The organism is Deltaproteobacteria bacterium (genome assembly GCA_005879535.1).
Classification (GTDB): domain Bacteria; phylum Myxococcota; class Myxococcia; order Myxococcales; family 40CM-4-68-19; genus 40CM-4-68-19.
Window position 1 is genome coordinate 80,675 of sequence record VBKI01000048.1, and the last position, 18,754, is coordinate 99,428.

General features: G+C 68.9%; 20 protein-coding genes. 4 read left to right on the forward strand and 16 right to left on the reverse strand.

Annotated elements, in window-relative coordinates; all coding sequences use genetic code 11:
• Nucleotides 1–21: 21 nt before the first annotated feature.
• The 14 genes from E6J58_05420 to E6J58_05485 form a co-directional block, all read right to left on the reverse strand.
• A complete protein-coding gene (locus E6J58_05420) occupies nucleotides 22–555 on the reverse strand; it encodes a hypothetical protein (GenBank protein TMB40559.1) in 534 nt (177 codons plus the stop codon).
• A gap of 2 nt (nucleotides 556–557) precedes the next feature.
• Complete coding sequence (locus E6J58_05425) at nucleotides 558–1,121, reverse strand: ribosome recycling factor (protein TMB40560.1); 564 nt, start codon at nucleotides 1,119–1,121, stop codon at nucleotides 558–560.
• 4 nt (nucleotides 1,122–1,125) lie between these two features.
• Nucleotides 1,126–1,875, reverse strand: coding sequence for a UMP kinase (locus E6J58_05430; GenBank protein ID TMB40561.1), 750 nt, complete (start codon nucleotides 1,873–1,875; stop codon nucleotides 1,126–1,128).
• A 100-nt stretch (nucleotides 1,876–1,975) separates the two neighbouring features.
• Nucleotides 1,976–3,322, reverse strand: a complete 1,347-nt coding sequence (rmuC, locus tag E6J58_05435; GenBank protein ID TMB40562.1) for a DNA recombination protein RmuC — start codon at nucleotides 3,320–3,322, stop codon at nucleotides 1,976–1,978.
• On the reverse strand, nucleotides 3,271–4,890 hold the full coding sequence (locus E6J58_05440) for a methyltransferase (protein TMB40563.1): 1,620 nt from the start codon (nucleotides 4,888–4,890) through the stop codon (nucleotides 3,271–3,273). The genes rmuC and E6J58_05440 overlap by 52 nt, the downstream gene beginning before the upstream one ends.
• A complete protein-coding gene (locus E6J58_05445) occupies nucleotides 4,794–6,074 on the reverse strand; it encodes an AgmX/PglI C-terminal domain-containing protein (protein ID TMB40564.1) in 1,281 nt (426 codons plus the stop codon). The genes E6J58_05440 and E6J58_05445 overlap by 97 nt, the downstream gene beginning before the upstream one ends.
• Nucleotides 6,075–6,165: 91 nt before the next feature.
• Nucleotides 6,166–6,537 (reverse strand): hypothetical protein, encoded by a 372-nt coding sequence (locus tag E6J58_05450; GenBank protein ID TMB40565.1) that lies wholly within the window; start codon nucleotides 6,535–6,537, stop codon nucleotides 6,166–6,168.
• A gap of 100 nt (nucleotides 6,538–6,637) precedes the next feature.
• On the reverse strand, nucleotides 6,638–7,144 hold the full coding sequence (locus tag E6J58_05455; GenBank protein ID TMB40566.1) for a hypothetical protein: 507 nt from the start codon (nucleotides 7,142–7,144) through the stop codon (nucleotides 6,638–6,640).
• 12 nt (nucleotides 7,145–7,156) lie between these two features.
• Complete coding sequence (gene ccrA / locus E6J58_05460) at nucleotides 7,157–8,380, reverse strand: crotonyl-CoA carboxylase/reductase (GenBank protein TMB40567.1); 1,224 nt, start codon at nucleotides 8,378–8,380, stop codon at nucleotides 7,157–7,159.
• A complete protein-coding gene (locus E6J58_05465; protein ID TMB40568.1) occupies nucleotides 8,377–9,225 on the reverse strand; it encodes a methylmalonyl-CoA epimerase in 849 nt (282 codons plus the stop codon). Before E6J58_05465 ends, ccrA begins: the two co-directional genes overlap by 4 nt.
• Nucleotides 9,226–9,228: 3 nt before the next feature.
• On the reverse strand, nucleotides 9,229–10,800 hold the full coding sequence (locus E6J58_05470; protein TMB40569.1) for a methylmalonyl-CoA mutase: 1,572 nt from the start codon (nucleotides 10,798–10,800) through the stop codon (nucleotides 9,229–9,231).
• Nucleotides 10,797–11,312 (reverse strand): MaoC family dehydratase, encoded by a 516-nt coding sequence (locus E6J58_05475; protein ID TMB40570.1) that lies wholly within the window; start codon nucleotides 11,310–11,312, stop codon nucleotides 10,797–10,799. The genes E6J58_05470 and E6J58_05475 overlap by 4 nt, the downstream gene beginning before the upstream one ends.
• Nucleotides 11,309–12,493: a hypothetical protein gene (locus tag E6J58_05480; protein TMB40571.1), complete on the reverse strand. Its 1,185-nt coding sequence runs from the start codon at nucleotides 12,491–12,493 to the stop codon at nucleotides 11,309–11,311. Before E6J58_05480 ends, E6J58_05475 begins: the two co-directional genes overlap by 4 nt.
• A gap of 2 nt (nucleotides 12,494–12,495) precedes the next feature.
• Nucleotides 12,496–12,996, reverse strand: coding sequence for a MaoC family dehydratase (locus E6J58_05485; GenBank protein TMB40572.1), 501 nt, complete (start codon nucleotides 12,994–12,996; stop codon nucleotides 12,496–12,498).
• Between the two features lie 64 nt (nucleotides 12,997–13,060).
• Between E6J58_05485 and E6J58_05490 the strand changes: the two genes are divergently transcribed.
• Nucleotides 13,061–13,423: a PilZ domain-containing protein gene (locus tag E6J58_05490; protein ID TMB40573.1), complete on the forward strand. Its 363-nt coding sequence runs from the start codon at nucleotides 13,061–13,063 to the stop codon at nucleotides 13,421–13,423.
• On the opposite strand, the gene E6J58_05495 is transcribed toward E6J58_05490, so the two are convergent.
• Both E6J58_05495 and E6J58_05500 read right to left on the reverse strand, forming a co-directional pair.
• Nucleotides 13,407–13,811: a hypothetical protein gene (locus E6J58_05495; protein ID TMB40574.1), complete on the reverse strand. Its 405-nt coding sequence runs from the start codon at nucleotides 13,809–13,811 to the stop codon at nucleotides 13,407–13,409. The two genes, E6J58_05490 and E6J58_05495, sit on opposite strands and share 17 nt — an antisense overlap.
• On the reverse strand, nucleotides 13,808–14,914 hold the full coding sequence (locus E6J58_05500; protein ID TMB40575.1) for a hypothetical protein: 1,107 nt from the start codon (nucleotides 14,912–14,914) through the stop codon (nucleotides 13,808–13,810). The genes E6J58_05495 and E6J58_05500 overlap by 4 nt, the downstream gene beginning before the upstream one ends.
• 5 nt (nucleotides 14,915–14,919) lie before the next feature.
• On the opposite strand from E6J58_05500, the gene E6J58_05505 reads away from it, so the two are divergent.
• The 3 genes from E6J58_05505 to E6J58_05515 are packed head-to-tail and all read left to right on the forward strand — an operon-like array spanning nucleotide 14,920 to nucleotide 18,742.
• Nucleotides 14,920–16,686 carry a bifunctional metallophosphatase/5'-nucleotidase gene (locus E6J58_05505; GenBank protein TMB40576.1) on the forward strand — a complete coding sequence of 589 codons (1,767 nt, stop codon included), beginning with the start codon at nucleotides 14,920–14,922 and terminating at the stop codon, nucleotides 16,684–16,686.
• Nucleotides 16,683–17,372, forward strand: coding sequence for a hypothetical protein (locus E6J58_05510; GenBank protein TMB40577.1), 690 nt, complete (start codon nucleotides 16,683–16,685; stop codon nucleotides 17,370–17,372). The genes E6J58_05505 and E6J58_05510 overlap by 4 nt, the downstream gene beginning before the upstream one ends.
• 5 nt (nucleotides 17,373–17,377) lie before the next feature.
• Nucleotides 17,378–18,742: a glycosyltransferase family 39 protein gene (locus tag E6J58_05515; protein TMB40578.1), complete on the forward strand. Its 1,365-nt coding sequence runs from the start codon at nucleotides 17,378–17,380 to the stop codon at nucleotides 18,740–18,742.
• The last annotated feature ends 12 nt before the right edge of the window (nucleotides 18,743–18,754 follow it).

An 18,754-nucleotide genomic window follows, 5' to 3' on the forward strand; every position in this document is an offset into this window, starting at 1 on the left:
GCCCCGTTTCGGAGCAGGCCCTCATCTTGCCTCGAATGCCGCCAATTCCGGGCGGCCCGCGAACGCCTGTCGCGCGACGGCGACGATCTGCTCCTCGATGGCGCGAGCTTCGCCCACCGGGTTCCTCCCGCCCATCGCGGCCTCCAGCTGATCGCAAAGCGCGCCCAGGTGATTCACCGTGGCCGCGTTGATCGCGTACTTGATCAGGTTCGCCGCGTATCCCGGCGCCTCCCGGGCGACGTGGCGACCGAGCGCGAGCACGTCCCGCGCCGACGCGGGCAACGGCCGCTGAGCGTCGAATACGGCCTGGAACTTCACGTTCCCGGGAAACTCCTTCCGCACCGCCGCCTGGAACTCCTCCACCTCGCGCTGGATCTCGCGCACCAGCACCTGGGTGGCGCCGCCGATCGCGCGCGCCTGCGACTCCACGCCGCGCAGCGCGACTTCGTAGCTCTCGATCGCCCGCGGGGGGAGCCCCGCCGCCTCCAGTGCGTCCTGATGTTCGCGCGCCGCGTGGAGGAGGCGCTGCTGCGGCCTCTTGCGCTTCTTCCGCATGATCACACCTGCATGAGGTCTTTTTCTTTCGAGCCGATGACCTCGTCGACCTTCTTCACTCCGTTGTCGACCTCGGTCTGGACCTTCTCCATCGCCTTCTTGCCGTCGTCCTCGGTGAGCTCGCCTTCCTTGACCGCTTCCTCGATCAGCTCCTTGGCGTCGCGGCGCTCGTTGCGGATGGCGATCTTGTGCTCCTCCCCCTTGTGCTTGACGAGCTTGACGAATTCCCGGCGGCGCTCCTCGGTGAGGGGCGGGATGGGGACGCGGACCACCTCGGCATCGGACTGGGCATTCACGCCGAGGCCGGCGGCGTTGATCGCCTTCTCGATCACCGGGATCATCGATTTCTCCCACGGCTTGATGACGATCAGCCGCGGATCGGCGACGGTGACGTTGGAGACGTTGTTGAGGGGGGACATCTGACCGTAGTAGTCCACGCGCACGGCGTCGAGCAGCGCGGGATTGGCGCGGCCGGTGCGCACCTTCGCCAGCTCGCGGCGCAGGTCGTCGAGCGTCTTGCTGATGCGCTTGCGCAGGTCGTCGAGGATGTCCTCTGCCATGCCCATGGAATCAGGCCTCCTGCTGCTGGGGCTTGAGCGTGCCGACCAGCGTGCCCACGTCCTCGCCCTGCACCACCCGGATGATGTTCCCCCGCTGCGCGAGGTCGAAGACGATGATGGGCAGCTCGTTGTCCATGCAGAGGGAGATCGCGGTCGAGTCCATTACCTTGAGGTTCTTCCCCAGCACTTCGATGTAGCTGAGCGTCTTGTAGCGCGTCGCGCTCGGGTCCTTGATCGGGTCCGCGGTATAGATGCCGTCGACCTTGGTGGCCTTGAGGATCACGTCGGCGTGGATCTCCATCGCGCGGAGGCTCGCGGCCGTGTCGGTGGTGAAGTACGGATTGCCCGTGCCCGCGGCGAAGATGACCACGCGCCCCTTCTCGAGGTGCCGCACGGCGCGTCGGCGGATGTAGGGCTCGGCGAGCTGCTGCATGTCGATTGCGCTCTGCACCCGCGTATAGACGCTGAGCTTCTCCAGCGAGTCCTGGAGCGCCAGCGCGTTGATCACCGTGGCCAGCATCCCCATGTAGTCGGCGCTGGCGCGGTCCATCCCCTCGGTGCTGGCGGACACGCCGCGGAAGATGTTTCCGCCGCCGATGACGATGCCGACCTCGACGCCCATCCCCACGATGTCGCGCACTTCCTGCGCGATCTGCTGCAAGGTCTTGGGCGAGATTCCGTACTTCCCTTCGCCCATCAACGCTTCGCCGCTCAGCTTCAGGAGGATGCGCTTGAATCGCGGCCGGGAAGGAGCAGTCACGGGGCGCGGAAGCTATCTTGCACCCCGAAGTCGGTCAAGAACTGGCACCTCTTCCGATCGACCGCCAAGCACGCCAAACACGCCAAGGATTTCGTTTCGTTCAGTTGGCGTCGTCCGGAAGCCCTTCGTCGCTTGCCGGGCGCGGCAAGCGGGGCAGCACCTCCACCTCGGCGAGGGGGTCGAGCTGGACGTCCACGGCGCTCGCCTTCAGCTCCTCGAACCGGCGCGCCGCCGGCAACAGGCGGCTGTCGAACGACCCGACGGCGCCGTTGTATGTCTTGAGTGCGCTCTCCAGGGCGCGCCCCAGCTTCGCCATGTGCCGGCTCAGGTCGGCGATGCGCTTGTGCAGCTCGCGGCCCTCGTTGGCGATCTCGCGCGCGTTCGCGGCGATTGCGTCCTGCTTCCAGACGTGGGCGATGGTGAGCAGGAGCGCCAGCAGCGTAGCCGGCGTAGCCAGCACGATGCGCTTCGCGAATGCGTCCTCGTGCAGCGCCGGATCCACCTCCAGCGCCGCCGCCAGCAGCCCCTCGGACGGCAGGAACAGGACCGCCATCTCCGGGCTGCCCGCGAACGCCTCCCAGTACTGCTTGCGCGAGAGGCAGTCGACGTGGGCGCGCAGCTGCGCCGCGTGGGCGACCAGGAGCGCCTCGCGGTCGGCTTCCGGCGCCTCCACCGACTTGAGATACGCCTCGAGCGGCACCTTCGCGTCGAGGAGCACCGTCTTCTCGCCCGGCAGTCGCACCGCCACGTCTGGCCGGAGCACGCCATCCGCAAGCTGCGCCACCGGCTGCTCGAGGAAGTCCACATGGGCGCGCAACCCCGCAAGCTCCAGCGTGCGCCGCAGCTGCGTCTCTCCCCACCGGCCGCGCTGCGCGGGAGCGCGGAGCGCGGTGGCGAGCTTCGCGGTCTCGTCGCGCAGCTTCTCCTCCTGCGCGGCCAGGGCGCGCACTTGCTCGGACAACCGCGCCGCGGTCACGTCCCCCGCTTTTTCCAGCTTGCCGATCTTCTCGTCGACACGGCCGAGCGACTCCTGCACCGGCCGCACCATCTCCTCCACTGCCCGGGCGCGCCGGTCGAGCTCCGCCTGCGAGCTCTCCTGCGCGCGGCGCAGCACCTGGTCGGCGAGCTGGACGAGATGCGCGGTATTCGCGTCGAGCGCCTGGCGCGACAAGGCTGCGAATGTCTCCTGCAGCCTCTGGTGCTTCTCCTCGCTGGAATCGAGCCTGGCCTCGAGCGCGGCGCGGGCCGCGGATTCGGCGGAGCGGACCTCGCGCTCCGAACGCAGCTCGGCATCCCGGGCCAGGAGCGCGGACTTCAGATCCCGCACCTGCGCGCGGGAGCTGGCGAGAAGGACGGAGAGCGCGACGGCGGCGGCCAGCAGGGCAAGAAGGGCGATCATGCGATTTCCTCCCTGCGCGCAAGCTTGCCGGAGGGGTCTGACATGCATCGCTCAAGCTGCCGGATTTCCTGCGAATACCGTTCTCCCCAATAGCCCCGCTCCGACGCATCGACGAGCCGACCGGTCAGCGCGAAGAGCGAATAGACGCAGGCATCGATGCGCCGGTCCAGCGCGTGCGCTGCGCCAGGCCCATCTGCCACTGCCCGCTGCCGGGCGAGGTCCGCGAGGCTGGACGGATCGTCGAGCAGGGCCCGCGGGACGGGAAGCTCGCGCAACGCGCTCGGCTTCACGTTTACGTCGGTGGTGCGCAGTCGATGGTATCGCTGCAGCGGAACGGCCTGGATCCACGCGAGCAGCGCCCAGAGGCGCTCGGGGTCTCCGCAGCTCAGCGTCGAGAGCGAGTCCAGGCACACGCGGTCGCGCCCGACCACCGCCGCCTCGAGCCAACGGGCCCAGGGAACGAGCGCGTTGGTGCGGATCCGCTGCACGGCGACGCGCTCGCTGCCAACCTGGCGGTCCACGAGCCGTGCGAGCGGCGAAGGATCGAGGAGGGTCTTGGGCCGCCACCGCAGCGCATAGGGAACGATATCCTCGCCGCCGAGCAGGCCGATCTCCCGCCCTCGTGGCTCCCGCCGCCCGACGTGCCGCGCGTTGTTCCCCGTGCGCATGCCGTAGCCCACCTTGCAGACGGAGCCGAGAGGGACGGCGTTCGCCTCCATCGCGCGGCACAGGTCTCGCTCGGCGGCAGAGCGGTAGACGAACCAGCCCCGGGTGGACGTCGCCACCAGCTCGCCGCCTGAGACGGTCGCGAGCGCCTTGCCGCGCCTCGCGACGTAGGTCGCGCGCGCGAGAGCGGGCCGACGCACGAGCACGACGGCCTGCACCCGCGTGTCCTTCGCCGACGCAAACGGCTTTCCCAGATCGACGAGGGCCGCCACTTCCGCCTGGGCGATTACTTCCTGCCTGAGCGCGCCGGAGCGCGAGAGGAACATCCACGTGTCCGGAACGAGGAGCGCCGCGGCGCCCCCGGGTCGCACGAGTTGCAGGGCGCGGAGGAGGAACGCCGCATACCGGTCGATCTCCCCGCCCCGCAGCGCCGGAAAGGCGCGGAGCAGGAACGCGCGCTCGGCGGCGACGCTGACGTGACCGTAGGGCGGATTGGAAACGATCAGATCGGCCGGCTCGCGCGGGGCCACGCGCAGCGCGTCCGCCCGGCGCAGGCGCGCCGTCGCTCCGCACAGCCGCAGCGCCTGGCGCGCGACCCGCAGCGCGCCGGGATCGAGGTCGAACCCGTGCAGATCGCGCAGGCCCGCCCGCGCCGCGGCGACGAGGAACGCCCCGCCGCCGGCGCAGGGGTCGAGGACGCGGCCATCCTCCACTCCGGAGGTCCGCAGCGCGATCGCCAGCACTTCCGCGGCGATTGTCGGCGGCGTGTAATAGAGCCCGGCCTGCTTCCGACCAAAGCGACCGAGCGCGCGCGACCTCTCCTCTTCGAATCGGGCGATCAGCGCATCCGCGCTCAACGCCCCGCACCCACCGAGATGGGGATCTCCACATCGAACGCGGCGCCGGAGAACCGCGGAAACACGATCTTCCTCGTGGCGCGCTTCAGGCACACGCCCAGCGGGCTCTCGTCCACGGACTGGCGATCGATGCGCGCCTCGGTCACCTGCCCTGAAGGCGCGATGGTGGTGGCCACCCGGATGGTCCCCACCTGGAGGTCCGGATCGTGCCGGCGCGCATCGTCGACGCAGTCCTGCAGCGCAGGCTTGTTCTCGTCGAGCTTGCGGCGCACCTGGTCGGCGGTGAGACCGACGAACGCCGTTGCCGCCGACGGCGGTTCCGCCGTCCCCGGCGCCGGCGTCTGCACCCTGGTTCCCGCGCGCGCGCTGCTCTCCGCCTCGGGCCGCGGCTCGGCGGGCTTCTGCGGCGCGGCGCCCAGGACGATCCAGAGAACGATCGCGGCGACGGCGAGGGCCATGAGCCCGACGAACACGATGAAAGGCCCCTGGCCGTGCCGGACTGCGTTCCCGAACATGACCGCGCGCGGCTCGATCTCCGTGGCCGACCTTGGCTGCGGCGTCGCTTCCTTGGGCGCCGCCTGCTCCGCCGCCGCTGCGTGCCCCGAGCCTGGTGCGCTGCTCTCGTCCATGGAGTAGGCGTGCGGCTGCGTATCCGCGCCGGCCGTGGCCCCTGGCTCCGTCGCCGCAGAGGATGTCTGCCCCTCGGACGCGGCAAGCACGTGCGGGCTCCGGTGCGCCGGCGAGATCGCAGCCGTCGGCCCGGGAAGCTGCGGGAAGAGCGCCACCAACTCGATGACGTCCTTGGCGCGCTGCCATGAGTCCATGCCTTCGCACCAGACGTACGTCCGCGGCCCGAGCTCTCCCTCGTCGGCGCGAGTCTCCAGATCGGTGCGCGTCATCGGCCCGGTCTGCTTGCCGTGGAGCATGGCGAACCAGACGGCTGGATCGGGCGGGATGGCGGGGGGCGGCGCGGCGAAGCGCTGGGTGGGGGGCGAGCCGTTCTGGATGTCGTCACGCCGCGAGGCCCGCAGCGCCCTCTCCAGGACGTCGCTGTCCATCGCACGCGTGCTCTCGGTGTCGCTGTCGGGGACCGACACCGCCCGCGGCGAGGATGCGGGACCCGGTGCGATGACGCGGGGAGGCGATTTCGAGACGAGCGGATCGGCAAGAGCGATCTTCGCCCCGCAGCGCTTGCACCGGACGACGAGCCGCTTGCCGCGGACCTTTTCGTCCGCGATCTGCAGCTGCGCTTTGCAGCTCTCGCAACTGAATTGCATCCCCGCGCCACTCTACATCAACTTCCCCAAACAGCGACGCTGTACAGCCTCAAACAGTAGCCGCAAAGCCGCACCTCCGGTGCGGCAGCGGCTACGAGGCAGCCTCCGCGCTCGCGGACTCGGAGTTGCGCCGGCCCCGGCGCTTGCGCCCCCGGGGGACCAGCGTGCCCGCTTTCTGCGCGCGGTAGCGGGCACGGTAGTAGTGCGACCGGCAAAGGCCCTTCGCCAGCACCGGCTTGCCGCAGCCGGCTTCGCTACAGACGGCGCGCGCTCCCGACGGACGCCGCCCGCGCCGGCCACCCAGACCTGCCCCGAGACGGCGCGCGAGATCGCCGGCGTCGATGGAGCTCTCCAGCGTGCGCTGGACGCTTTGCGCGATGATCTGGCCCAGCTGGGTCCCGATCTGCTCGCCGAGGCTCTGCACCCATTCCCCCATGCCGGGTCGTCCGCGTCCGCGTGCCATCGTGGCTCCGATCGATAAAGGAAATCGATAAAGAATCGCGCGCCAATAGAGCCGCGTGTAAACCGATTGTCAAGGAGCGCGGCTCCCGTTTTTGCAATAGTCACAATTTCACGCCGCGTTCTTCCAATGCCCGCAGCAGCGCATCGAGGCGGCGCTCCTCGCGCGCGATTTCCAGGCCGGCGGCACGCGCTCCGTCGAGGAGCGCGATGGACATGAGGACGGCGCCGAGCGCTTCCTTCTCCCGCCCTTCCTGCTGCAGGAGCGATTCGATTCCCTGCGACAAATGTCGGAAGTCCGCAAAACAGAACGTTGCCGGCAAATCCGGGATCGGTCCGGTGTTGACGGTAGACGGCGCAAAGGCGAAGCCGACGTCGGCCAGCGCCACCTGCCGGCCGTCCTCCAGGACCAGCACCAGATAAGGTGCGGCGCGCATCGGACTTGCGCGCTCCTCGATCTGCGCGATCTCGCCCCAACGGATCCGCAGCTCCTTCCCGGTGCCGGGCTCCAGAAGGCGCGCTCCCATGCCGTCGGCGTCCTCGATGGCGGCGACCGCGGCGAAAGGTCGCCGCGTGAATTCCAGCACTTTCGCCTTTTCCGCCTCGGTCATCGCGCGCCGGGCCTACGCCGCGTCGGCCTTGGGGACCCCTGCCTGGGCGACCGCCGCCTGCACCGCGATCCCCATCTTGCCCTTGTGCTTGTTCGCCGCCATCAGGGCGTGCGCCCGCGCCGTCTGCTCGAAAGGGAAGACCTGGTCGAGCACGGGCCGGATCTTGCCCTCGTGCACGAGCTGGTTGGCGCGCTCGGCCTGGTAGGCATTGGCGAAGTGCGAGCCGAGGATCTGCTTCTGCCGCATCCAGAGGTGGCGGACGTCGAACTCCAGATTGAACCCGGTGGTGGCGCCGCAGATGACGATCTTCCCGAACTTCTTCGCCAGAAAGACGCTGGTCGGGAAGGTCTGCTGGCCCACGTGCTCGAAGACCACGTCCACGTCCTTGCCGCCGGTCAATTCACGCACCCTCTTGCCGAACCTCTTGCAGGCCTCCATCCGCGCCTTGTTCCGCTCCGGTGTCTCCGGTGGCTTGTACATGAGATCCGCGTAATCGTTGCGGTCGATGAACGCGCTCGCCCCGAGCGACTTCACCAGGTCCACCTTGTCCTTTCCGCCGACGATGGCGATGGGATTGGCGCCGAGCATCTTGCAGATCTGCACCGCGAAGACGCCGAGGCCGCCCGCCGCGCCCCAGATCAGCACGTGATCGCCGGCGGTGACCTCCGCCTGGTGCACCAGCATGCGATAGGCGGTGAAATAGGTGAGGCCATAGGAAGCGGCGCTCAGCCAATCGAGGTGCTTCGGCTTGCGCAGAAGCTGCTGCGCCTGGACTTTCGTGAACTGCGCGAAGCTCCCCCAGCTCGTCTCGTAACCCCAGATCTTCTGCTCGCTGCAGGCCATCGGGTCGAACCCGTTGCACTCGGGACACTGGCCGCAGGACTGGTTGCAGTGGATCACCACCTCGTCGCCCACCTTCCACCGCTTCACCTGGTCGCCGACCTTCCAGACGATGCCGGACGCATCGGACCCCGCGATGTGTATCGGCTCGCCGTGCATCCTGAAGACGCTCACCGGCTTGCCCCTCGCCGCCCAGACGCCGTTGAAGTTCACGCCTGCGCCCATCACCAGCACCAGCGCCTCGTTCGGGCCCACCGCCGGCACGTCGACCTCCTCGACCTTCATCGCGGTCTCGGGGTCTCCCTCCCGATCGGGACGGACGCACCAGGCGAGCATCTTCCTCGACATCTCGCCGACGTTCTTGGGGATCTCACCGAGCGGAAAGATGTTGATCATCTGGAAGACTCCTCATGGGCTTCGACGAGCTCGAGCAGGGTTCCGCCGAACGCCTTGGGGTGGAGAAAGGCCACTCTGTGCCCGCGCGCACCCGGGCGGCCCACCTTGTCGATGAGCGGGACGCCGCGCGCGTCCAGGCGCTTCAGGACTGCGTCGATGTCCTTCACGCGCATCGCGAGGTGGTGCAAGGCGTCGCCGCGCTTCTCGAGGAACTTTTCCAGGCCGGCGTTGCCGCGGGGAGCGACCAGCTCCAGCGATGCGCCGTTGGGGAAGTCGAAGAACGCCGCGTCCACTTTCTGCGCGGGAACGTGCTCCTCATGCGCCACTTTCTGACCGAGGATGTCCTCGATCAGCGCGATCGACGCTTTCATGTCCTTGACGCAGATGGCGGTGTGATCGAGGCGCGTCGCGGGAATTCCCGCGGGCGCAGGCTTCGGGTCTTGCGGAGCAGGCTGGCCGGAGGCCAGGGCGCGGACCGTCTCCACCACCGCACCGAGGGGCGACTCGGGCCCGAACACCGCCGCGACGCCCAGCGCGCGCAGGCTCTCGTGATCTGCCGCGGGAATGATTCCGCCGACGACGATCGGAATGTCGGCCTTCAGCTTCTTCAGCGCTTCGATCAGCCGCTCGCAGATGCTCCCGTGCGCGCCGGAGAGGATCGAAAGGCCGATCACGTCGACGTCTTCCTGCGCCGCCGCCGCCGCGATGGCGGGAACGCTCGCGCGCAGCCCCGTGTACACCACCTCCATGCCGGCATCGCGCAGCGCCGCTGCGATGACCCGCGCGCCGCGGTCGTGGCCGTCGAGGCCCGGCTTTCCGACGAGCACGCGGATCTTCCGTTCCATCGCTCAGAACCTCGTCGGGGGCTGGTAGGCGCCGAACTGCTGCTTCAACGCTGCCGCGATCTCTCCCACCGTGCAATACGCGCGCACCGCATCGCGGATGCGCGGCTGCAGATTGCCCGGGCCGGCTGCCGCTTCGGAGAGCGAGCGCAGCGCCGCCTGCGCCTTGCGCGCATCACGATCCTTCTTCACGCGAGCGACGCGCGCGGCGGCCTCGCGCGCCGCCTCCGGAGACGCGCTGGTGATCTCCATCTCCGGCTCGTCGTGCGCCTCGCCCACCGTGCGGAACTTGTTGACGCCGACGACCGCCACCTCGCCCTTCTCCACCGCCCGCTGGTGCTCGTAGGCGCGCTGGGCGATGCGCTGCTGCACGTATCCGCTGCGCAATGCCTCGACGAAGCCGCCCCGCTCGTCGATCTCCGCCATCACGGCGCCGATCGCTTCGTCCATCCGGTCGGTGAGCGCCTCGACGAACCAGCTTCCCCCGAGCGGATCCACCGTCTGCGCCACTTCGGTCTCGTAGGCCACGATCTGCTGGACTCGCAGCGCGGTACGGGCGGAAAGCTCGGTGGGGATGGCGAACGCCTCGTCGTACGCGGCGGTGAATACGCTCTGCACGCCGGAGCAGGCGACCGCGAAGGTCTCCAGCGTGGTGCGGGCGATGTTGTTGAGCGGCTCGGCCCGGGTGAGCGAGTGGCCGCCGCAGACGCAGGCCGCCCGCAGCCGCCAGCTCTCCGGCTCCTTCGCCCCGTACTTCTCCTTCAGCAGCCGGGCCCAGATGCGGCGGCCGGCGCGGTACTTGGCGACCTCCTCGAAGAAGTTCGTATACGTGTAGAAGAAGAAGCTGAGCCGGGGCGCGAACGAGTCGGCGGAGAGCCCGCGGGCGAGCAGGTTCTCCACGTAGGCCTTGCCGGCACAGAGCGTGTACGCCATCTCCTCCGCGGGCGTGGCGCCCGCGTCGCGGTAGTGCGAGGCGATGCTGATCGGATTGAAGCGGGGAAGCCGCTTCACGGTGTCCTCGATCAGATCGCACGCGAGCCGCAGGGAGGGCTCGATGGGGAAGAGCCACGCGCCGCGCGCGCCGAACTCCTTCAAGAGATCGTTCTGCACCGTCCCGGAGATGCGGTCGTCGGGAACACCCTGCTTCCGCGCCGCCTCCTCGTACAGGGCGAGGAGGATGGGCGCGGTGGCGTTGATGGTCATGCTCGTCGAGACCTTGTCGAGCGGGATCCCGGCGAAGAGCTCTTCCATGTCGGCGAGCGATCCGATGGAGACGCCCACCTTGCCGACCTCGCCCTCAGCCTCCGGATCGTCGGCGTCGATGCCCAGCTGGGTGGGAAGATCCAGCGCCAGCGACAGTCCCGTCTGGCCCTGGCCGAGCAAGTACTTGAAGCGCTGGTTCGTCTCCCGTGGCGTCCCGAAGCCTGCGTACTGGCGCATCGTCCAGAGCTTGCCGAGATACATGTTGCGGTGGATGCCGCGGGTGAACGGGTACTCGCCCGGCGGCGGCGGGGCCTCTTTCACGTCGTCCGGCCCGTACACGGGCTGGATGGCGATCCCGCTGCGGGTAACGCTCACGGCCGGAACTCCTTCTTGAGAATCGCCAGCTCGCGCGTGATCTCCAGGACTACCTCGCCCTTCTGGTTCTTCCCGCGCAGAAGAAACTTCACCACCCCGGCTTGCCCCGGCTTCCCCATGGAGGAGAGGCGAGGGTCGTCGTCGCTCTTCGACAGCACGGTGCTCTCCGCGAACAGGGTGTCGCCGGAGAACACCGGCGTCAGGTGGCGCCCTTCGTCGTAGGAAAGGTGCGCGAGCGCGTTCTCCTCCGTCTCTTCCGAGGCGAGCCCCGCGACGAAGGCGAAGACGATGCCGCCGTACACCACGCGACGGCCGTCGAATGTCACCTGCGGCTGGTCGTCGCACATCTTCTGGTTGAAATGGAGCTGGGCGGTATTGAGCACGAAGTTCGTCCACATCATGTGCTCGTCGGAGATCGTGCGCCCGCGTGGGTGGACGATGGTGTCGCCGACGGTGAAATCCTCGTACAGGTTGTCGTCGCGGGTGAAGCGATGGCGCGTGCTCAAGGTCATCCCTCCAGCAGCCGCTTGGCGATCACTTCGTACTGGATCTCGCTCGTACCCTCGAAGATGCGGAAGACGCGCGCGTCGCGCCAGAAGCGCTGCGCCGGGAACTCCCGCGAATAGCCGTACCCGCCGAAGATCTGCATCGCCTCGCTGGTCACGTGCTCGGCCATCTCGGCGCAGAACGCCTTCGCCATCCCGGCCTCGAGATCGCAGCGCTTGCCGGTGTCCTTCATCCGGGCGGCGTGGTAGGTGAGCTGCCGCCCGGCCTCCACTTGCGTCGCCATGTGCGCGAGCTTGTGGCCGATGACCTGGAACTCGCTGATCGGCTTTCCGAACTGCGTCCGCTCCTGCGAGTAGCGCAGCGCCGCTTCCAGGGCCGCCTGCGCGACTCCCACCGCGCGCGCCGCCGTCTGGATGCGCGCGATCTCGTAGGTGCTCATCAGCTGTCGGAAGCCCTTCCCTTCGACGCCGCCGAGGAGGTTCTCCGCCGGCACCTCGTACCCGTCGAACTGCAGCGCGTAGGAGTTCATCCCCTTGTAGCCGATGGTCGGGATCGGGCTGCCGGCGAGCTGCGGTGGATGGAACTCGTCACCGGGGGTCTTGGGGATGAGGAGGATGGAGAGCCGGTCGTGCTTGCGGGAGGCCTCCGGATTGGTGATCACCGTCGTGCAGAGCAGATGCGCCTTGTTCGCCCAGGTGCACCAGGTCTTCTCGCCGGTGATGAGGTACTTGTCGCCCTTCTTCACGGCCCGGCACTTGATTCCGGCAGAGTCGCTGCCGGCGTCGGGCTCGGTGAATGCGGCAGCGGCGAGCAGCTCGCCTGTGCAGAGGCCGGGGAGGAACTTCTGCTTCTGCTCCTCGGTGCCGTTCGCCTGCACCAGCGACGCGGTGATGATCATCCGCGTCATCACCGAGCCGACCGAGAGCCAGGCCTTGGACAACTCCTCGGCGACGATGGCCATGGAGAGCGTGTCGAGGCCGCTGCCGCCGTAGTCAGGCGAGAAGATCAGGCCGAAGTACCCCAGCTCGGCCATCTTCTTCACGATGTGCGCCGGGATCTCCGCCGCCTTGTTGTCCAGCTCGTTGGCGACGGGCACCACTTCGCGGTCGGCGAAACCGCGCACGCTCTCGCGGATCTGGACGTGCTCTTCGGTGAGCGCGCCGCCGTTTGGATTCGGGATCGGCATCCTTACCTGCCTCCGTAGGCGGACCGCTTCTTGACGAGAATCTTCCGCTCGTACATGCAGACTTCCTCGCCGCGCTGGTTGGTCCCGGTGGTGCGCACGTGGACGATCCCGCGGTCCGGCTTGCTCCCGCTCTCGCGCTTGTCGAGGACTTCGCTGCGCGAGATCAGCGTGTCTCCCGGGTAGACCCACCGGGGAAAGGTCATGTTCCAGTAGCCGAGGTGCGCGATGGCCTGCTCGGAGAGGTCCTCGACGGTCATGCCGAAGACCACGTTCATCACCAGGAGCGGATGCACCGGCGGCCCGGGATGACCCAGCGCCTGCGCGTGCAGCTTGTTGAAGTAGAGCGGCACCGCATTCATCGTCGCGGTGGCAAACAGCTGCGCCTCGCCGTCGGTGACGGTGCGGCCCCAGTGATGCCGGTACACGTCGCCGACCTTGAAATCTTCGTAGTAACGGCCTCGCTCGACTATCTTGCGAGGTCCGTCCGGTACCGATTCGGCCATGCAGCGAGGGGTAGGTCGCCTGCCGGGTCCAGTCAAGTGTCGCACCGCGTCGTAAGGGCGGTGCATGCGGAAAGTGGACGGGGAGGACCGGGGTGCGTCAAATCATCTCGTGGACTGGCAGGATCCCGAAACCTTTGGACAACGCCGCAGATTTACGCGCAGGGAAGTGCAGCTTCAGGCGCGGGTCCGGGCCGGGGATCGGGAGCTGATCGCCACCGCCGAGAACATCTCGCCCGGCGGCGCGTTCCTGCGGATCGAAGAGCCCGTGGAGGGGGAGGACCTCTTCGCCACCATCCAGCTGCCGCACGGCCGCGGACTTCACGTCCACGCGAAAGTGCGCTGGCGGCGGTCGGAGCCGCCGGGCATCGGGGTGGAGTTCGCGACGTTCCTCGAGGCTCCCTGGGACGAAATCAATCGATTCGCTTGAGCACGTGGAAGGCCACGTTGCTGCGGACCACCGCGCACTCGTTCTTCCGCATGCACAGGGCGGCGGCCCGGAAGGGAACGTTCGACCTGGCACCGACCACGATCGAGCCACCCGGCACCTCTGAGTAGCGATCCTGAAGCGGCTCCATGGCTGTGCCGGAGCGGCATTCATCGAGCAGGTTTCTCGCCAGATCCTCGGCCTGGCGCGGATCGCGCGTGGGGACGCGCGGGTCCACGACCGGGCTTTGGATCGTCGGATCCTGACGTTGCCAGCCGACCTGGACTTGCTGGATCTCGACGCGATTCGCGGGCGCCGTGCAGGATGGCTCGCGCAGCGGCGCCGAAGCGCAGGCGGCGCAGGCCACGGCGCACAGCAGCGAAGCCTTCATCGATCCCCCACGGCGAGAACCCCCGTGAAGAGGTGCATGCCCGTCGAGTCCCCCGCGGGCCCCAGCTCGAAGCTGGTGCGTATCGAGAGCAGCGGAAACGCTCCCAGAGATTGCTCGATCAGGCGCAGGTCGAGGCCTGGCACTCCATAGAGGGTCGTCCCCCGGCTCACGCAATCGAAGTAGAGGCCCCAGGCGGGCCGCGGATCGCGAAGCTTGTCCAGCGCCTGCTGCAGAGTGCGCCGGGCGCCCATCCCGTCGCGCAGGGTGAACGAGATGCTGTGGCCTTCCGGGACGGGCGCACCGGTCTCCAGAGCACCCCGTTCCTCGTCGACGCCGAGGAGCGGAATGGAGACGAAATCCTCGGAAGAGAAGGCTTCGCCAGGCCGCGGGGACAGCCCGAGCGCCACGAACTGGAGCGCCTCGCCGTCGAGGCCGGGCTGTTCCGCGAGAGAGGAGAGCGCTTCCATCGCCGGGCGCGAGTCCAGCTCCAGCAGCGAGCGCCCTTCGGACCGCGTGACCAGCAGCGGCTTGCCGATGGGCTGGTGCGATTGGGCCACCGCGAGCCGTCCGGCGGCGGGGAAGAATGCGCCGACGGCGTGCGCGTAGGCGAGATCGTGATCGAGGAGGAGCCCGCCTTCGACCGCCACGCCACCACCGGCGACCCGGAGCCGGCCGAGCGCCCCGAGCAGCCGCTGCACCGGCGCCTCCGGGTCGGCGAAGACGACGCCGAGCGCCCCTGCACCGGCGCGCTGCGCTGCCGCGCGCAGCTCGTCGGGAGCGTCGCTGCGGAAGGAGAAGAGCTCCGCGCGCTGCTCGAGCGCGAGCACGCCCAGGGCGGGCCCGTCTTCCGTCTCGGCGTCTCCCGGAACCAGCGCCGCAGAAGTCGCGCCGCCGACGATCTGCACGTTGGGTCCCGCGGCGTCGCGCAGCGCCTCGCACAGCTCGACGGACTCGTCGAGGTGCTCGGGAGTGGCCGCGACGATCAGGCACGCGGCCTCATCCAGGCCTCCGGCATCGAGGGCGCGGGTCGCCGCGTCGCGCGCCGCAAGGCGCACGTCCTCGGCCCGGCTGACCGCTGCACCGGCGCGCATCGCACCAAGCATAACCCGTGTCGGCGCGCGTGACCCTGATGTACACCACTTGCGTGCGCCTGCTTCCACCGCTCCTGGTTCTCGCGATGGGCTGTGCCGTGGCGCAAGCCGAGCCAGAGGCGCAACCCGGGCGGGCAAGCCGGCTGACCATCGTCGGAATCAACGACACGCATGGGGCGCTGCTCGCGGCGCGGCCGCCGCGGGGGATTGCCCGGAGCACCGATGGCGAGATCGGAGGAGCGGACTGGTTCGGCGGGTACCTCGAGGCCATTCGGGCGGAAGCGCGCGAGCGCGGGGGCGCGGTCGTCGTGCTCGACGGAGGAGACGAATTCCAGGGAACCTTGATCTCCAACCAGTTCCGCGGCAGGAGCGTCACCGACGTCTACAACGCGCTCGGCGTCACCGCGGCGGCGCTGGGGAACCACGAATTCGACTTCGGGATCCCGGTGCTGGAGGAGCGGATCGCGCAAGCGCGCTACCCGATCCTCGCCGCGAACGTCTTCCTCAAGGGAACCCGGCAGCGGCCGCAATGGCTCAGGCCCAGCGTGCTGATCGATGCGGGCGGCATCCGGGTGGGGATCGTCGGGTTGGCGACCCGCGACACGCCTCTGACGACCAATCCCGCGCTCGTCTCCCATCTCGACTTCGCCGAAGGAGGTCCCGTCGCGGCAGCCGAGGCGGACGCGCTCCGGGCGCGGGGGGCGACGGTGGTGCTGATCTGTGCCCATGCGGGGCCGGCGCCGCCCGACCGCGAGATCCAGCGCGTCGCCGAGGCCGTGCAGGGGAAGGTCGATGCCATCGTCAGCGGACATCACCACGTCGCGCTCGGACCGCCGCCCTTGGTCGTTGGAAAGATTCCCATCGTGCAGTCCGGGCTGCGGCTGCAGAGCTTCTCGATCATCGAGCTCGAGCTCGATGCGCGCGGCCAGGTCACCTCGTTCAAGGTGAACGAGGCGACCCTGCCCAGATCGGGCGGACCGCAAGCGATCCTGCACGAGTGGCGGGGACAGCCAGCGCAGTGGCGCGGGCGAAGGGTGGAGCCGGACGGGCGCGTCGCGGCCATCCTGCGCAAGTACGACCAGGAGGTGCGGGCGCTGCGCGAGATGCGCGTCGGAGAGACGCGCGTCGACCTGCGCAAAGGCGATTCCGACGACCTGATCGGGAACCTGACTGCCGATGCCTTGCGCTCAGGCGCGGGAGGAGCACTGAAGGCACAGTTCGCGCTGCAGAACGCCGGCGGCTTGCGGATCACGGAGATCCGGGCGGGGCCAGTCCGCTACGGCCAGTTGTTCGATCTGTACCCGTTCGACAACGAGCAGGTGGTGGTCTCGCTACCGGCGAGCCAGCTCCGCAATGCGCTGGAAGCCGTCCTCCACCACGGCAAGGGGCCGATGCGCGTTTCCGGGCTGCGCTACGTGATCGACTGGGACAAGTTCGGCGCCGGCGGAAATGCGAAACCTCCGGACGGAGCGATCGTCGTCCGGATGGTCGACGAGGCCGGCAAGGTCCTCTGTGAAACGCGCAGCTGCAAGGGGGATGCGTGCGACGCCTCTTGCGCACCGGGGACGTACACCGTCGCGGTCACCGATTTCCTCACCAACGGGGGCGACGGACTGACCATGCTGGAGGGTGCGCCGAAGCGGTACGGCGGCATGGCCGTGCGCGACATCCTCGTCGCGTACGTCAAGGCGCACCAGCCGCTCACCGCGGAGCTCCTCGGAGCGGCGTCGACGGGCAAGCCGCCGCGCTGGACCCAGATCGGGTCGCGGCGGATGGGGGAATGAGCCTGGACCTGCTGCTCGACCTCGGTCTGCCGGGCATCGTCTTTCTCGCGCTCTGCATCTGGCTCGTGCGCAGGGTGGTCCGGGCAGCGTTGACGGAGCGCGACCTCGAACGGGACCGCCTGCAGGGGGGGCTCGCCGAAGAGCTCCGGACCGCGCGAGCCCGCGCGCAAGCAGCGCAGCGGCCCCGGCCCACGCCGGTGGAGGCAGCCACGCCTCGCGATCCGGTGCCCGCCGCAGACGGGCGCGGTGCGAATCCCGCGCGATCGATGCGAGCTCTAGCCAGGTCAGTACCGGCGATCGCGGCCTCGCTCGCGGTGGTGGGGCTCTCGCGATCCGTCTACGTGCATTTCGTCGCTGAGCGTCCCTCGGACTTGCTGCGGCCACGACAGGCTTTCAACGAGGAGCTCCGCCCTTTGGCGACCCTGTTGCCGGCCCGTGGCGAGGTCGGCTACGTCACCGACGAGGCCATTCAAAGCCCCGGCGGCGAATGGCAAGGTCCGAAGCAGCGGTTCCTTCAAGTGCAGTACGCCGTCGTGCCCGTCGTGCTCCGGTACGATGAGGATCGCGCCCCGCTCGTCCTCGTCAATGCGACCAGCGAGAAAAGCCTGAACGAATTGGTCGCACGCCGCGGTCTGATCGTGGTTGCGCGCGTGACTTCCGGCATGGCGGTCGCGAGGCCAAAGTGAACGCCTTGTCCGCCGTGGCGGCCATCGTCCTCGGCGGCGCCGGCCTTGCGGCTGCCGCGTTCCCCGAACGCGCGTCGGGCGTCTGCGATCGGGTCCTGCGAGCGATCGCGGCGGTGGTGTTCGGGCTCGGGGCGTGGTCGGCGGGATATGCGGCATCGCTGCTCGCCTTTGGCGCCGGCGAGTCCGTGCGCGTGGTGAAGGACCTTGCGATTGCGCTTTGCGGCTTTGCGCTGATCGCGGTGCGACGCCGGCCGGCACCGCCCCAGGTTTCCGGCGAGGTCGACGACGAAGCGCCTCGCTGGCTCATCGGGGTATTCGCCGTCGCCTGCGCCGTGTTCTGCCTCGTCTTCGTCGAGCACTCCATCCGCGCGCCGGAAGGGGGTTTCGACGCCTGGATGCTTTGGAACTCGCGCGCCCGGTTCCTCGCCCGGGCCGGCGACGATTTTCGGGTCGCCTTCTCTCCGCGGCTGCTGTTCTGGACGCATCAGGACTACCCTTGGCTGCTGCCGGGGTTGGTGGCGCAGTGGTTCCTCATCACCCGGACCGAGTCGCCGGCGATTCCCGCGGCGGTGGGCCTCGTGTTCGGGGCAGCCACGATCGCAGTCGTCACCTGCTCGTTGGCGCGGCTGCGGGGTGCTCGAGCGGCCCTGGTCGGCGGCCTCGCGGTGGCGAGCCTGCCGTGTTTCGCCGCGATCGGCGCGAGCCAGCAGGCGGACATTCCGCTCGCGGCCTTCGTTGCCTTGGCCGCGGCGCTGGTTGCGATGGCGGTCGACGATCGGCGCAAACCGCTGCGCCCGTTGCTGCTGGCGGGATTCGCTGCCGGGCTCGGCGCCTGGACGAAGAACGACGGGCTCGTCTACCTGATATCCATCGCGGCGGCTTTGCTGCTCCGCCTCCGCGACGTCCGGGCAGCAGCGATCTTCGCACTCGGTAGCGTTCCTGTGCTCGCCCTGCTCTGCGCCTTCAAGCTCGGTCTTTCTCCGCCCAACGATTTCCTGCTCTTCACGACGCGCGCGGACCTGGTCGCGCGGTTCGTGGATGCGCGGCGTTGGGTGGAGGTGATCCGCCTCACGCTGCGGCAGGCGGTCTACTTCCAGGACTTCGCGCTGTGGGCGGCAGCGGCGGCGGTGCTCGGGGTCATCATCCGTCGGAACCTGCGCGCGGATCCGGCGCCGTCCGTGCTTGGTCTTTCGGTGCTGCTCGCGCTCGGGTGCTTCGGCGCGATCTACGTGCTCCAGCCGCATTCGCTGAAGTGGATGTTCTGGAGCTCCGCCTCAAGGCTGTTCGTGCAGATGTGGCCGGCGGCCGTCGTGGCGCTCGTCGCGGCCGTTCCCTGGAAGGGGGCCGCCATCGAGCTCGAAGATCGCTGAAGCAAGTCCGGA